At 71.9% G+C, this 13,662-nt stretch carries 14 protein-coding genes; 7 read left to right on the forward strand and 7 right to left on the reverse strand.

Annotated features, from left to right (window positions below; translation table 11 throughout):
- Positions 1-24: 24 nt before the first annotated feature.
- The 3 genes from RR3_RS05370 to RR3_RS05385 form a co-directional block, all read right to left on the reverse strand.
- Positions 25-546 carry a winged helix-turn-helix transcriptional regulator gene (locus tag RR3_RS05370; RefSeq protein ID WP_010593738.1) on the reverse strand — a complete coding sequence of 174 codons (522 nt, stop codon included), beginning with the start codon at positions 544-546 and terminating at the stop codon, positions 25-27.
- Between the two features lie 444 nt (positions 547-990).
- Complete coding sequence (locus RR3_RS05380; RefSeq protein WP_017680573.1) at positions 991-2,352, reverse strand: serine/threonine-protein kinase; 1,362 nt, start codon at positions 2,350-2,352, stop codon at positions 991-993.
- A 130-nt stretch (positions 2,353-2,482) separates the two neighbouring features.
- Positions 2,483-2,947: a hypothetical protein gene (locus RR3_RS05385; protein WP_010593740.1), complete on the reverse strand. Its 465-nt coding sequence runs from the start codon at positions 2,945-2,947 to the stop codon at positions 2,483-2,485.
- Positions 2,948-3,091: 144 nt separating this feature from the next.
- Here RR3_RS05385 and RR3_RS05390 point away from each other — a divergent pair, with 144 nt between their 5' ends.
- Positions 3,092-3,874, forward strand: coding sequence for a nuclear transport factor 2 family protein (locus tag RR3_RS05390; protein ID WP_017680575.1), 783 nt, complete (start codon positions 3,092-3,094; stop codon positions 3,872-3,874).
- Between the two features lie 5 nt (positions 3,875-3,879).
- Here RR3_RS05390 and RR3_RS05395 read toward each other — a convergent pair whose 3' ends face one another.
- From RR3_RS05395 to RR3_RS05405, 3 genes are all read right to left on the reverse strand, one after another.
- Positions 3,880-4,734, reverse strand: coding sequence for a hypothetical protein (locus RR3_RS05395; RefSeq protein WP_010593742.1), 855 nt, complete (start codon positions 4,732-4,734; stop codon positions 3,880-3,882).
- Between the two features lie 64 nt (positions 4,735-4,798).
- Complete coding sequence (locus RR3_RS05400; RefSeq protein WP_017680576.1) at positions 4,799-5,008, reverse strand: hypothetical protein; 210 nt, start codon at positions 5,006-5,008, stop codon at positions 4,799-4,801.
- A 138-nt stretch (positions 5,009-5,146) separates the two neighbouring features.
- On the reverse strand, positions 5,147-6,331 hold the full coding sequence (locus RR3_RS05405; RefSeq protein ID WP_064066166.1) for an Ig-like domain-containing protein: 1,185 nt from the start codon (positions 6,329-6,331) through the stop codon (positions 5,147-5,149).
- A 128-nt stretch (positions 6,332-6,459) separates the two neighbouring features.
- Between RR3_RS05405 and RR3_RS05410 the strand changes: the two genes are divergently transcribed.
- Genes RR3_RS05410 through RR3_RS05420 form a run of 3 tightly spaced genes read left to right on the forward strand, consistent with a single transcriptional unit; the run spans position 6,460 to position 9,757 of the window.
- A complete protein-coding gene (locus RR3_RS05410; protein WP_017680577.1) occupies positions 6,460-7,197 on the forward strand; it encodes a response regulator transcription factor in 738 nt (245 codons plus the stop codon).
- Positions 7,194-8,603, forward strand: coding sequence for a sensor histidine kinase (locus tag RR3_RS05415; RefSeq protein WP_017680578.1), 1,410 nt, complete (start codon positions 7,194-7,196; stop codon positions 8,601-8,603). Before RR3_RS05410 ends, RR3_RS05415 begins: the two co-directional genes overlap by 4 nt.
- A gap of 53 nt (positions 8,604-8,656) precedes the next feature.
- Entirely contained in the window at positions 8,657-9,757 is a 1,101-nt protein-coding gene (locus RR3_RS05420; protein WP_017680579.1) for an alpha/beta fold hydrolase, read from the forward strand.
- Here the strand turns inward: RR3_RS05420 and RR3_RS05425 are convergent.
- Positions 9,719-10,144, reverse strand: a complete 426-nt coding sequence (locus tag RR3_RS05425) for an HIT family protein (RefSeq protein ID WP_026137718.1) — start codon at positions 10,142-10,144, stop codon at positions 9,719-9,721. The two genes, RR3_RS05420 and RR3_RS05425, sit on opposite strands and share 39 nt — an antisense overlap.
- Positions 10,145-10,197: 53 nt before the next feature.
- Between RR3_RS05425 and RR3_RS05430 the strand changes: the two genes are divergently transcribed.
- The 3 genes from RR3_RS05430 (at position 10,198) to RR3_RS05440 (ending at position 13,584) form a co-directional block, all read left to right on the forward strand.
- Entirely contained in the window at positions 10,198-10,893 is a 696-nt protein-coding gene (locus RR3_RS05430) for a nucleoside/nucleotide kinase family protein (protein ID WP_017680581.1), read from the forward strand.
- 109 nt (positions 10,894-11,002) lie between these two features.
- A complete protein-coding gene (gene purD / locus RR3_RS05435; protein WP_026137719.1) occupies positions 11,003-12,259 on the forward strand; it encodes a phosphoribosylamine--glycine ligase in 1,257 nt (418 codons plus the stop codon).
- A gap of 146 nt (positions 12,260-12,405) precedes the next feature.
- Positions 12,406-13,584, forward strand: coding sequence for a pyridoxal phosphate-dependent aminotransferase (locus RR3_RS05440; protein WP_017680583.1), 1,179 nt, complete (start codon positions 12,406-12,408; stop codon positions 13,582-13,584).
- Positions 13,585-13,662 lie beyond the last annotated feature (78 nt).

A 13,662-nucleotide genomic window follows, 5' to 3' on the forward strand; every position in this document is an offset into this window, starting at 1 on the left:
TCTCGCAGAGCGCCCGGCGGTGGGTCACCGGTTTGCGGAGGCGTTGCGCATCGCGCGGCGGGCCTGTTCCGCGGTGAAGTTCGGCGTCACGCGCAGTTCCTCGAGGGGGACTTCGCGTTCGGCGCTGCGGACCTCGACGCGCACGGGATCACCGGTCGTGTCGTCGGACAGGCCGAGAGGAGCGCCGCGCTCGCCCTGGAGGTACTTGTCACCCCACTGCTGCAGCGCGAGTACCACGGGGAGCAGGTCGCGGCCCTTCTCGGTGAGGACGTACTCGTACCGCGTCCGCTGCCCGGGTTCCTTGTACGGCCGACGCTCGAACAGGCCCTCGGCGGTCATCTCGCGCAGTCGGGCTGCCGCGACAGCCTCGGTGACCCCGACGCGGCGGGTGAAGTCGTCGAACCGCCGGGTGCCGTAGTAGGCCTCGCGCAGGATCAGCATCGCCGAGCGGGTTCCCACCGTGTCCATCGCCTTCGCGATCGAGCACTGGGTGGTCTGCCAGGCATCGCGATCGGCGAGAAAGCCCTCCAACCGTGCCGCATCCATGCACCCATCCTAAGTGACTTGCCCGCGACATAGTCAGGCCGACGGTCGGTTCCCGGCACGAAGGCCGTCGGCTGGCTACCCGACGAACCGTGGTGAGGCACATCACAGAGTGCGCTTGTCGAACTGGGGGTAACACCTATCGTGTACCGCTCGATGATCTTGATGATGCCCCCGTCGCGCGCTCAGCGACGTGGAGCGTCGTTCGTCTCCGTCCCCTGCGGAGACGAAGGATCGTCACACGACACCTTGGAGGTAGGAATGGTTCTCGGTTCCCTCGCTGCAACGCTGTTCACTCTGCTCGCCGGTCTCGGCATCCTGCTCTGATCCATCACCCCTCGGGCGCTCCCACCTCGAAGTGGGAGCGCCCGAGGGGTTTCGTGCAGTCCAGCGGTCGAACGCGATCAGCCCTTCCGTTCCGCACCGGCCCGTGTTCCGACTCCCGCATCACCTGCCGCTGTTGCCGTTGCCGCCACCGCCGTTGCCGCCGCCGCTGTTGCCGCCGCCGCTGTTGCCGTTGCCGCCGCTGTTGTTGCCGCCGCCCTCGTTGCCACCTTCGTTGCCGTCACCGCGGCCCTCGTTGCCGCGGCCGTCGTCACCGCTACCGTTCCCCTCGTTACCGTCCTCACTGCTTCCGTTCCCGGACTCCGGCACTACCGGCGGCACGATCGGGGCCGGCGCGGGAACGGTGGTGAACACGGGCGTCGGGCTCGCCTCTGGGGTGCCGGGTGAACTGGGGTTGCCGACCGGAATCGGGATGCTGACGGGAACGCTGCTCGTCCCCGCGACCGACGGCGCATCACCGCCCCGCCCCCAGGCAAGCAGGAGCAGGGCAACCGTTACTGCGGTCGTCACGCCGAGTGCCAGCAGGATCCGGCGACGACCGGGGTCGGGCTCGGGGGTCGCGTCGAACCGCACAGCAGTCGTGGCGGGCGCGAGTGGCACGGCGGCGGTGAACTCCCGTGTCGGCCCGTGAGGCACCGGGCTCACCGGAGCGGCGAAAGGCCGGCCCTGCAGGGCGGCGAGCATGTCCCGGGCACTGGTGAAGCGTTGTCCGGGATCGCGTGCCATCGCCCGCTCGATCACGGCCACGAGTCCGGGGTCGACGTCCGGTCGCGCTGCGGCCAGCGGGGGCGGCGGTCCCTGCGTGATCGCCCGTGCCAGCGCCAGCAGGTTGTCGTAGTCGTAGGGCTTGCGCCCGGTCAGTGCCTCGTACCCCACGGCCCCGAGGGCGTACAGATCGTCGTGCACGCTCGCCGGCGTGCCGGCAAGCCGATCGGGGCTCAGGTAGGCGACGGTGCCGACGAGTTCGCCGGTGCGGGTGTAGTCCTCGCCGGCGCTCTTGGCGATGCCGAAGTCGGTCACCTTCACCGCTCCGGCCTCGGTGAAGAGGATGTTGCCCGGTTTGATGTCGCGGTGGAGGATCCCGGCGTCGTGCGCCGCGGCGACCGCGGCTGCCACGTCGATCAGGATGGCCCGCACCCGGTCCTGTGGCATCGGGCCGAGCGCGATCTCGTCGGCGAGGGTGCCGCCGGGCAGGCGCTCCATCACGATGTAGGGCACTCCGGCGTCCTCGCCGCTGTCGTGCACCGCGACGATGTGCGGATCGTCGAGGGACGCCGCAGCGCGTGCCTCGGCCTCGAAGCGTCGGCGCACGTCGGGCAGGCGTCCGAATTCGCCCCGAAGCACTTTCACCGCGACGGGTCGCCCGAGACGGGTGTCCCAGCCGTCTCTGATCTCACCCATCCCGCCGCAGCCCAGCACGCCGCGCAACTCGTAGCGGCCGGCGAGCAGTTCGGGGACGGGCATGGTTCCAACGCTAGTAGCCTCGGCCGGTCCCGTCGCGCTGGTCCGTCGCGCGGGGCGCCAGCACGGTCCGTTCGCTCGGTGGGGCGAGGCGGTCCTTCGAGCCGGCGTCCAGGGCCGGCTCGGGCACAGTTCAGCGAGACCGGGTCCCTCGAGCCGACGAGCGACCCACCACGCTGCGGACGAAGGTGACGAGGGCGGCGACGATCCCGATGACACTGCCCACGATTCCCAGCCCCAGGACGATGCGCGCCACGAGCGGCCAGTCGAACGAGGCGTCGCCGAAGTCGAACGGGAACACCTGCCAGATCGTCAGCAGCGCCAGCAGCGCAACCGTCGTGGTGACCGCGTCTCCCAGCGCCTTGAACCACACGGGATCCCGCATCAGGTACAGGAGATTGGCGACCAGGCTGACCAGGATCGAGGCGTTGACCCAGCCGATGACGGACCGCGTGTCGTCGGTGAGGAACGGCACCGCCTCCCAGCCCGGCCACACGTTCGCGGCGTACAGCACCACCGCGTTGAGGAGGGCCGCGACGAGATACCCGAATCGTCGGGCGGCGACCGGGGAGCGCGGTCGGGTCGAAGTGGGTGTCATGGCGACCTCCCTCGGTCGGAACCGTCTTTCACGCTAGACCCGGGGGTCCGTGCCGGGGAAGAAGGTCACCGCCCGGCCGATGAGTTTACCGCCGCTCGGCGGTCGGAACAGGTACGGCATCGTTCGCAGTGAGGAGTCAGCACCATGTTGGACCGTTCCTTTTCCAGTTTCGCTGTCGACGACGTGGCGGCGGCCGCGAAGTTCTACGGAGACGTCCTCGGTCTCTCCGTGTCCGAGGAGCACGGGATGTTGCACCTGCACCTCGACGGCGGACGCGACACGTTGATCTATCCGAAGGAGGACCACACTCCGGCCACCTACACCGTCCTCGACTTTCCCGTTCGCGACCTCGAGAAGGTGGTGGACGAACTCGCCGCTCGCGGTGTCCGGTTCGAGCGCTACGACGACGTCGACGACAAGGGCATCTTCCGTCGGGTCGGCCCGCCGATCGCGTGGTTCCGGGACCCGGCCGGCAACATCCTCGCCGTCCTCGAGACGGACGAGGCTCCGGACGAGGAGCGGATTCGTGCGCTGATCGAGGAACACACCGCGGCCCGCAACGCCAAGGACGTCGATCGGCTCGCCGCGTGCTACGTCCCCGGTGCGACGGTGTTCGATCTGGCGCCGCCGCTGCGCAAGTCCGCCCCCGCTCCGCAGGTCTGGGCGTCGTGGTTCGCGGGGTTCGACGGCCCTCTCGACTGTGAGGTGCGGGACCTGCGCGTCGAGACGGCCGGCGACGTCGCGTTCTGCCACGCACTGTCGCGGCTGGGAGCGACACAGCACGGCGGGCCGCGCTTCGACCTGTGGTTCCGCGTCACGTTCGGTCTACGCCGCGTCGAGGGGTCGTGGCGGATCGCACACGAGCACGAGTCCACCCCGTTCCACATGGACGGCACCTTCCGGGCCGTCACGGACCTGCAGGAGTGAGCGGATCAGTCCGGTGCCCGCAGTTCGTGCCTGCCGCTGTTGCCCGAGCCACCCGAGTTGCTGCGCAACCACCGGCCGGGCAGCTTGCCCGCGAGATCACCCAGCGGGCCCACCGCCTCGCGGAGCAGTTCGGCGGTCTCCTGCAGCACGTCGATGCTGGTGCTCATCCGATGGATCGTGGGGGTCAGCTGCACCAGCGTCTCGGACAGCGACACGATCTGGTCGAGCGGTCCGCCCTTGGCGAGCAGGCGTTCGAGGGCGCCCTGTTCGGCGAGCAGGGTGTCGAGCACCCCGCCCTGCTCGAGGGCCCGTTCGACCAGGCCGCCGGGCTGGAGGGCGACGTCGACGATTCCGCCGGGAGCGGTGAGCCGTTCGACGGGCCCGCTCTCGGCGAGCAGACGCTCGAGCGGGCCGCTGGGGGCGGTGAGCCGATCGAGGAGGCCGCCGCTCGACAGCAGGCGGTCCAGGGCTCCGTCCTCGGCGAGGACCTTCTCGAGCGGACCGCCGGGCGCCGTCACCCGGTCGAGGGCGCCACCGGGTTCGAGGAGCCGGTCGAGGGGGCCGCCCGGGGCGGTGAGCCGGTCAACCGGTCCGCCGGGCGCGAGGAGGCGATCCAGCGGTCCGCCGGGACGCAGCGCCTGGCCGAGCGGACGGTCGTCGGCGGCAAGCACGGAGACCTGTTGCAGCAAACCGAGCGGTCCCCGCGGGCTCGCGACGCCGACCGCGTTCAGCCCCGCATACGTCTGGGGGGAGACCGCCAGGCGGACGGTCCCGATGACGCCTTCGGCCACGCCGAGGGCCGAATCCGCCGCAGCGAAGCCGAGACGGACGGGGAACGCGAGCGCGGACGCCAGACTCATGACTGTCACTGTAACCGGCGCAACAGTGCGGCTCGGCGGGACGAGCCGCCGCCGCCGGGGGTCCTCAGGAGACGCGGAGCGTTCCCACCCGGGCATACACCTCGGTGCAGCCGCAGCCCCGAGCGAGTTCGGAGCAGTCGATCACCAGCACGTGCCGCACCCGGGAGGTGTCGAAGCAGTCGGGATCGGTGCATTCCACGGTGGTCGTCGCGTGCACGACGAGGGTGCCGTGACAGTGGTCGAGATCGGATCGGCACGCCCGGCACGTCGTCATGGGCGGGACCTCCTTCGCGGTGGCTGTCTTCGTCCCGTAATAGCATCACGCGCCGACAACGTGGTGGACGTGCGGGGGCGTGTCCGGCCGGATCAGCGCCTCCGGCGGGGCCGGATCACCGCCTCCGGCGGGGCCGGATCAGCGCCTCCGGCGGCGGGCGAGGACGGCAACGGCCAGCACACCGGCGATCGCCCCGACCCCGGCGGCGATCCACCAGCCGCGGGCGTTCCCGGATCCGGGCACCGTCACCGCGACGGGTTCGGAGGTCGCGCCCGCCGCGCCGGGCGCGCCCGAGTAGACCGCGGTGATCGTGTGGCTTCCGGCGCCCGAGAGGCGATGCTCGACGGCGGCCCGGCCGTCGACGACCGCCACCGGCTGACCCAGGTCGGTGCCGCCGTCCCGGAACAGCACCGTGCCGCCTTCGACGTCCGGCGACACCGTCGCCGTGAGGGTGACGACCGTCCCGTCGTCCACCACGTCCGGGGCGTCGACGGTGACCGTCGCGGGCACCTCGGCGACGTCGGAGATCGTGATGACCGCGAGCGGACCGGCGCCGGCGTTGAGGGGGCCGGTCATCGTGTCCCGCGGTGAGCAGCGTGTCGGTCCCCACTGGGTGGAGCCGAGGAACGTGGCCTGGGTGAGCGAGGTGTTGTAGTTGGCGTCGTCGTCGACCAGGCCCGCGTCGCCGGCGGTGCGGAGCATCGGCGTGATCACGCCCGCGTCGCCCGCGATCATGGTCACCTCCACCGCGGGGAGCCGGAACCAGCTGTCGCCGACGGGACTGGGGGTGCCGTCGAGCTGCAACTGTGTCTTGGGCGCCCGGATCCCGGCCTCGCCCTCGGTGCCGGACGTGGGGCTGTTGCCGATGACCTCGTTGTTTCCGGACAGGCGCAGGATCGTGCCCGCCGGGTCGGGGACGCCGTCCTCGTTCACCCGCAGCACGCCGGGCGGCACGTTGTCCAGGTTGAAGGCGGTCCCGGGCACGACCGCGGCGTCGACGAACGTCGCGTTGGCGGGAATCGCGAAGTCGTTCTTCAGGCGGGAGACGCTGCGGGTGGTAGCGCCGCGGCTCGAGTCCGGATACGCGACGGGGGCCGTCTGGATGCGGTAGCTGAACCGTTCACCCGGACGGACCCGGGCGGGCGCGTCCACCGTCGCGGACGATCCGAGCAATTCGTCGACGTCGATCACCGACCGCACCCGGCACGCGAGGCCGAACGAGACCTCGACCTCCTCGGCGGCCCCGGGCGGGCAGGCCACGAGCAGGGACACGGCGACGGCCGCGGCCGACGCCGCCCCGCGGCGCAGCCACTTCGGCGACACGGCGGCTCCTCACGATGCGGATACGTCTCACAGTGCGAACACGTCCATGATCCCCGATCGCCGCACCCCGACGGCCCGGATTCGGCAGGGCCGGCCGTACAGGAAGTTCCCAGGGTTCTCGCAGCGGCATGCCAGAGCACTCCGGGAGAATCGGCGCCGTGACCGACAAGACCCGCGAAGCCCGGATTCTGATCGTCGACGACGAGCCGAACATCGCCGAACTGCTCTCGGTGAGCCTGAAATTCCAGGGCTTCGAGGTCGAGACGGCGAGCAACGGCGCCGAGGGGCTCGACCGGGCCCGGGCGTTCCGGCCGGACGCGGTGATCCTCGACGTCATGATGCCCGGGATGGACGGGTTCGGGATGCTGCGCCGGCTCCGGGCCGACGGCTCGGACGCGCCGGTGTTGTTCCTGACGGCGAAGGACGCCGTGGCGGACAAGGTGTCCGGCCTGACCCTGGGCGCGGACGACTACGTCACCAAGCCGTTCAGCCTCGAGGAGGTCATCGCCCGGCTCCGGGTGATCCTGCGACGGGCCGGCAAGGTCGCCGCGGACGAACGCTCGGCCCGCATCACCTTCGCCGACATCGAACTCGACGACGACACCCACGAGGTGTGGAAGGCCGGCCGGCCGGTGTCGCTCTCACCCACCGAGTTCACCCTGCTGCGGTACTTCATGGTCAACGCGGGCACGGTGCTCAGCAAGCCGCGCATCCTCGACCACGTGTGGAGCTACGACTTCGGCGGCGAGGTCGGCGTCGTGGAGTCGTACGTCTCCTATCTGCGGCGCAAGGTCGACACCGGGGACACCCCGTTGATCCACACCCTGCGCGGGGTCGGGTACGTCATGCGGGAACCCCGCGCGTGAGCCGCGTACGGCCGCTGCCGCTGCGGTTGACGCTGGTCGCGGCGCTGGTGGCGTTGTCGGGCCTGGGACTGCTGGCGTCCGGGGTGGCGGTGACGTCCGCGTTGCAGGGTTCGCTGCTCGCCCGGACCGACCAGGACCTGCGCACCGCGGCGCAGACGTGGGCCAAGCCACCCGGGGCCGGCCGCGAGCTGCCGCCGCCGGACGTTCCGAGTTCGAACCGCCCGCCGAGCCCGTTCTATGTGCGGGTGGTCGACCCGGACGGGCGGGAGCGGTTCGTCGTGAACGACGAGTCCACCGCGCCGGCGCTGCCCGGCGAGCCGGTGTGGGAGCCGCAGACCGTGGGCTCCGCCGACGGGTCCGACGTGCGCTGGCGGGTGGTGTCGACCCGTAGCGCCGCGGGCCTCGTGACCACCGTCGGTGTCACCCTGGTCTCGATCGAGGACACGGTCGATCGGCTCGTCGTGCTGCAGGTCGGCATCGGCGCCGCGGTGCTGCTCGTGCTCGGCGTCGCCGGGTACTTCGTGGTGCGGCGCAGTCTGCGGCCGCTGAAGGAGGTCGAACGCACCGCGGCAGCGATCGCGGGCGGGGATCTGCACCGGCGGGTTCCCGAGCGGGACCCGCGCACCGAGGTCGGTGGGCTGTCGGTGGCGCTGAACGGCATGCTCGGCCAGATCCAGGAGGCCTTCGCGGCGACGGCGGCGTCGGAGGAGTCCGCCCGCAGATCCGAGGAGAAGATGCGACGGTTCGTCGCCGACGCCGGCCACGAGTTGCGCACCCCGCTCACCACGATCCGCGGGTTCGCCGAGCTCTACCGGCAGGGCGCGAGCAGCGACACCGCACTGCTGATGGACCGCATCGAGAGCGAGTCCCGGCGGATGGGCCTGCTGGTGGAGGATTTGCTCGTGCTGGCCCGCCTCGACGCCCAGCGGCCGCTCGAGCAGAATCCGGTGGACCTGCTCGCCCTGGCCGCCGACGCCGTGCACGATGCGCGGGCCGTCGCGCCGGAGCGCACCGTCGAGCTCGAGGTGTTCGACGGCCCCGGGATACCGGAGGTGCTCGGCGACGACGCGCGACTGCGGCAGGTGCTCGGCAACCTCGTCACCAACGCTCTCACCCACACTCCGGCCGACGCGCGCGTCACCGTCCGGGTCGGCACGGCCGGACCCGACGCCGTGCTCGAGGTCGTCGACACCGGCCCCGGCCTGAGTGAGGCGGACCGCGCCCGGGTCTTCGAGCGTTTCTATCGCGCCGACGTCTCGCGCGCCCGTTCGTCGGGCGGCAGCGGTCTCGGGTTGTCGATCGTCGCCGCGCTGGTGGCGGCCCACGGCGGCCGGGTGGAGGTGGAGTCCGCGCCGGGCGCCGGGTCGACGTTCCGGGTGCTGATCCCGCGGATGCCGGTGGAGTGACGGTCCGGCCCTGGGCTACGGTGACGTAACTGACTTTCGAGTAAGGAGACGTCGTGGGACTGTCGGGGACGGCGCAGCGCGCCGTGCGCAACGCGTGGGCGCTGTTCGTCGGCGACGGAATCGAACCACCGCACGCCACCGCGTCGGCCGTCGTCGCCGACGGACCGCACCGTACCCTGCGCCGCTACGGTGAGTCCGACGCGGGCGCCCCGGTCCTGCTCGTGCCGCCGCTCGCCGCGCCCGCGCGCTGCTACGACCTGCGCCCCGGGCAGAGTCTCGTGCAGCACCTCGTCGCCACCGGTCGCAACGTCCACGTCCTCGATTTCGGCACCATGGACCGCTCCGACCGTCATCTCGGGTTCGAACACTGGGTCGACGACATCGTGCCCGAGGCGATCGCGCGGGTCGCCGAACTGTGCGGCGGCCGCGACGTCGACCTGGCCGCCTGGAGCCTCGGCGGAACCCTGTGCCTGCTCACCGCGGCCGCCCATCCCGGGTTGCCGATTCGCTCGATCACCGCGTTCGGCACGCCGATCGACTACGAGCGCATCCCCTTCCTCGGGCCGGCTCGGCACCTCGGCCGCCTCGTGGGCGAACCCGCCCTCACGGCCGTGACCCACCTGCTCGGGGGCGTGCCCGCCCCGCTGGTGCAGCTCGGTTACCGGGCCACCGCCCTCGAACGCGAACTGACCCGGCCGTGGTTCGTCGCCCGCAACCTCGCCGACGCCGGCACCCTCGCCCGGATGGAGGCGATCGACCGGTTCCAGGCGGACATGCCCGGCTACCCGGGCCGGCTGTTCCATCAGATGGCGATGCGCCTCACGGTCGCGAACGAACTCGCGACGGGCCGGGTCCGGTTCGAGGACCGGACGATCGACCTCGCCGACGTCACCGTGCCCGTGCTCGCACTCGCCGGCAGCGACGACGTGCTCGCACCCGTCCCGGCCGTCGAGGCGATCGGCCGGGTACTGCCCGGATCGCCCCACGTGCGGTTCGAGGTCGTGCCCGGCAGCCACCTGGGACTGCTCGCCGGCCCAGCCGCCCGCGGCACGTCGTGGGCGCACTTCACCGGGTTCCTCGACGACCCCGCACCGGTGCCGCCGCGGACCGGAAGGTCAGGCGGGGACGTGGTCCGCGTGCCCGAGTTCCCGTAGCGCGGCCTTCAGCTTCGCCTGGGCCTCGTCGAGCGACTCCGGCGACGGGTCCTTCTCCGCCTTGCTGATGTCGAAGTCACCGAGGTCGTACGCCGGGAAGACGTGCAGGTGCAGATGCGGCACCTCGAGGCCGGCGACGAGCAGTCCCGCACGCGGCGCGCCGAACGCCGAGCACACCGCCCGGCCCATGATGCGGGCGACGTGGTGGACCTTGTCCCACAGGTCGTCGTCGACGTTCTGCCAGTGATCCACCTCCTGCCGCGGCACCACGAGCACGTGGCCCTGGTTCACGGGGTTGATGGTCAGGAAGACGACGACGTCGTCGTCCTGCCACACGAACCGGCCCGGCAGGTCGCCGGCGATGATCATGCTGAACACGGAAGCCATACCGGGGAGAATAGGCGGACCCCCGCAGCCGGCGCCTCTCGTATCCTCGTCGCATGCCGTCGCCGCAGCCACCCCGGACGGGACCGCTGCGCGCGCTCGTCGCCGACCTGATCGACCGGCACCTGCGCACCGTCGCGGCGGGGGAGCGCCGCGTGGTCGGGCTCTGCGGCCCGCCCGGCGCCGGCAAGAGCACCGCCGCCGACCTGCTCGTCGACCTCCTGCGCGACGCCGGCATTGCCGCCGCCGCCGCTCCGATGGACGGCTTCCACCTGTCCAACCACCGGCTCGACGCCCGCGGCACCCGATCCCGCAAGGGCGCGCCCGAGACGTTCGACGTCGACGGATTCGCGGCCCTGCTGCGCCGGATCCGCGACGACCGCACGGAGACCGTGCACGCACCCGAGTACTCGCGCCGCCTCCACGAACCGATCGCCGCGTTCCACGAGATCACCCCCGAGACCCGCGTCGTCGTCACCGAGGGCAACTACCTGCTCCTCGCAGACGGCGGATGGGAACGGATCCGCCCGCTCCTCGACCTCGTCGTCTACCTCGACGCACCCGACGACGAGCTCGAGACCCGCCTGGCCCGGCGTCACCGGGCCACCGGATCGACCGTCGCCCAGGCCGCCGAGTGGGTCCGCACGGTCGACCTGCCCAACGCGTACACCGTTGCGCGGACCCGGGACCGTGCCGACCTGGTGTGGTGCCCGGTCGTGGGAACCGGAGGGGACGCCGGAGCGGCCCGGTAGCGCCGGGCGGTCCCGGTCGTCCGTCCCGGTACCCCGTCGCCCGCGCACGGACGGTGGGGCACCGATGCGTCGGTCCGGGGCCCCGGACCGGTCCCGTAACCTGTCCTGCGTGCGCGTACTCGTTATCGGTTCCGGTGCCCGTGAACATGCCCTCGTCCTGGCCCTGACCCGCGATCCCGGCGTGACGGCCGTGCTGGCGGCGCCCGGCAACGCCGGCATCGGCCGGATCGCCGAGCAGCTCCCGGTCGACGCCGCGTCCGCCGAGGACGTCGTCGCGCTCGCGAAGGCGCAGAATGTCGACCTCGTGGTGATCGGCCCGGAAGTGCCCCTGGTCCTCGGCGTCGCCGACGCCGTGCGCGCCGCGGGCATCGCCTGCTTCGGTCCGTCCGCGGCGGCCGCCCGCATCGAGGGCTCGAAGGCGTTCGCCAAGGACGTCATGAAGACCGCCGGGGTCCGCACCGCGCACAGCGAGGTCGTCGACAATCCCGCCGATCTCGACGAGAAGCTCGACCGCTTCGGCCCCACCTGGGTGGTCAAGGACGACGGGCTCGCCGCCGGCAAGGGCGTCGTCGTCACCGCCGACCGGGCCGCCGCCCGCGACCACGCCGCGGAAATCCTCGAGAACGGGCACCCCGTGCTGCTCGAATCGTTCCTCGACGGCCCCGAGGTCTCGCTGTTCTGCCTCGTCGACGGCGAGACCGTCGTGCCGCTGCTGCCGGCGCAGGACCACAAGCGCGTCGGCGACGGCGACACCGGCCCCAACACCGGCGGCATGGGCGCCTACACGCCGCTGCCGTGGCTGCCGCAGGGCATGGTCGACACGATCGTCGCGGACGTCGTGAAGCCCGTCGCCGCCGAGATGGTCCGCCGCGGATGCGGCTTCTCGGGCCTGCTCTACGCGGGCCTGGCCATCGGCAAGGACGGTCCGGCCGTCGTCGAATTCAACTGCCGCTTCGGTGATCCCGAGACCCAGGCCGTGCTCGCCCTGCTCGAGTCGCCGCTCGGCGAGGTGCTGAACGCGGTCGCGACCGGCACCCTGGCCGAGCTGCCGCCGCTGCGCTGGCGCGACGGCGCCGCCGTCACCGTGGTGCTGGCGGCCGAGTACTACCCGGCCAGCCCCCGCACCGGCGACGTGGTCGTCGGCGCCGACGCGGAGGGGGTGCTGCACGCGGGCACCAGGATCGCCGACGACGCGGTCGTCTCGGCCGGCGGACGCGTCCTCAGCGTCGTCGGCACGGGCGCCGATCTCACCGCCGCCCGCGACGAGGCGTACGCCACGCTCGCCGGCATCAAGCTGCCGGGTGGGCACTTCCGCAAGGACATCGGACTGGCCGCCGTCGAAGGGCGCATCACGATCCCGTCCTAGGGGGGACGTACCCGCGCGGTGCCCGGACACGGGCGCGCTCCGGTCGGCGCGCGGGTGTCCGTCGAGGGAGCTGACGTCGCGACGGTCCGCCGGTGCATGCCCACCGGGAAACATCCGGCCGAGCGCGAGCGGCTAACGTCGAGGTCGTGCGCTTCGAATCCCGACGATCCCGGATCCAGACCTTCCACGTCATGGACGTGTGGAAGGCGGCCACCGAGCGGCAGCGCAGCCACGGCGACGTGCTGAGCCTGGCGGCAGGTCAGCCGTCCACGCCGGCACCCGCCCCGGTGCTGCGCGCCACCCATCGTGCCCTCGACGACGAGCTGCTCGGCTACACCGAGACGTTCGGGATCCTGCCGCTGCGCGAGGCGATCGCCGGCTACCACCGCGACCGCTACAGCGTCGACGTCGGCGCCGACGACGTGGTCGTCACGACCGGATCCTCCGGGGCGTTCACCCTGCTGTTCCTGGCTGCCTTCGACGTCGGCGACACGGTCGTCGTCGCCCGGCCCGGCTACCCCGCCTACCGCAACACCCTCGCCGCCCTCGGTTGCCGGGTGGTCGAGCTGGACTGCGGGCCGCACACCCGTTACCAGCCGACCGTCGAGATGCTCGAGGCCCTCGACGGTCCGATCGCCGGACTCGTCGTCGCCAGCCCCGCCAACCCGACCGGCACCATGATCGAGCCGGCCGAGCTGGCCGCGCTCGCCCGCTGGTGCGACGACCACGACGCGCTGCTCATCTCCGACGAGATCTACCACGGCATCGAGTTCGGAACGCACGGTGCACCCGCCACGAGTTGCGCGTGGGAGACCTCCCGCGACGCCGTGGTGATCGGCTCCGTGTCGAAGTACTTCTCGATGACCGGGTGGCGGCTCGGCTGGATGCTCGTACCGGAGGGACTGCGCCCGCCGTTGCAGCGCCTGGCCTCCAACATGACGGTGTGCCCGCCGGCGATCTCCCAGTACGCGGCCGTCGATGCGTTCGGCGCGGAGGCTCGGGCCGAGCTCGACGGACACGTCACGCGGTACGCGGCCAACCGCGAGCTGCTGCTCCGGGGCCTGCCGGAGCTGGGTGTCACCGAGCTCGCCCCCGCCGACGGTGCCTTCTACGTCTACGCCGACATCGACCACCTGCTCCCGGACGGCGAGAACTCCACCCGCTGGTGTGCTCGGCTGCTGCAGGAGACCGGGGTGGCGCTCGCGCCGGGCGTCGACTTCGACACCGTGCACGGCGATCGGACCGTCCGGCTGTCCTTCGCCGGGGCCACCGCGGACGTGCAGGAGGCGCTGGCACGGCTGCGCACCTGGCTACCCGGATCGTGACGAAACCCGACAGATTGGTCCTACCTGCGAGTATTCGGGCCGTTTCCCTCAGGCGTGACCACGGGGACTGGCACCATG

This window comes from Rhodococcus ruber NBRC 15591 (assembly GCF_001894945.1).
In the GTDB taxonomy this organism is placed as follows: domain Bacteria; phylum Actinomycetota; class Actinomycetes; order Mycobacteriales; family Mycobacteriaceae; genus Rhodococcus; species Rhodococcus ruber.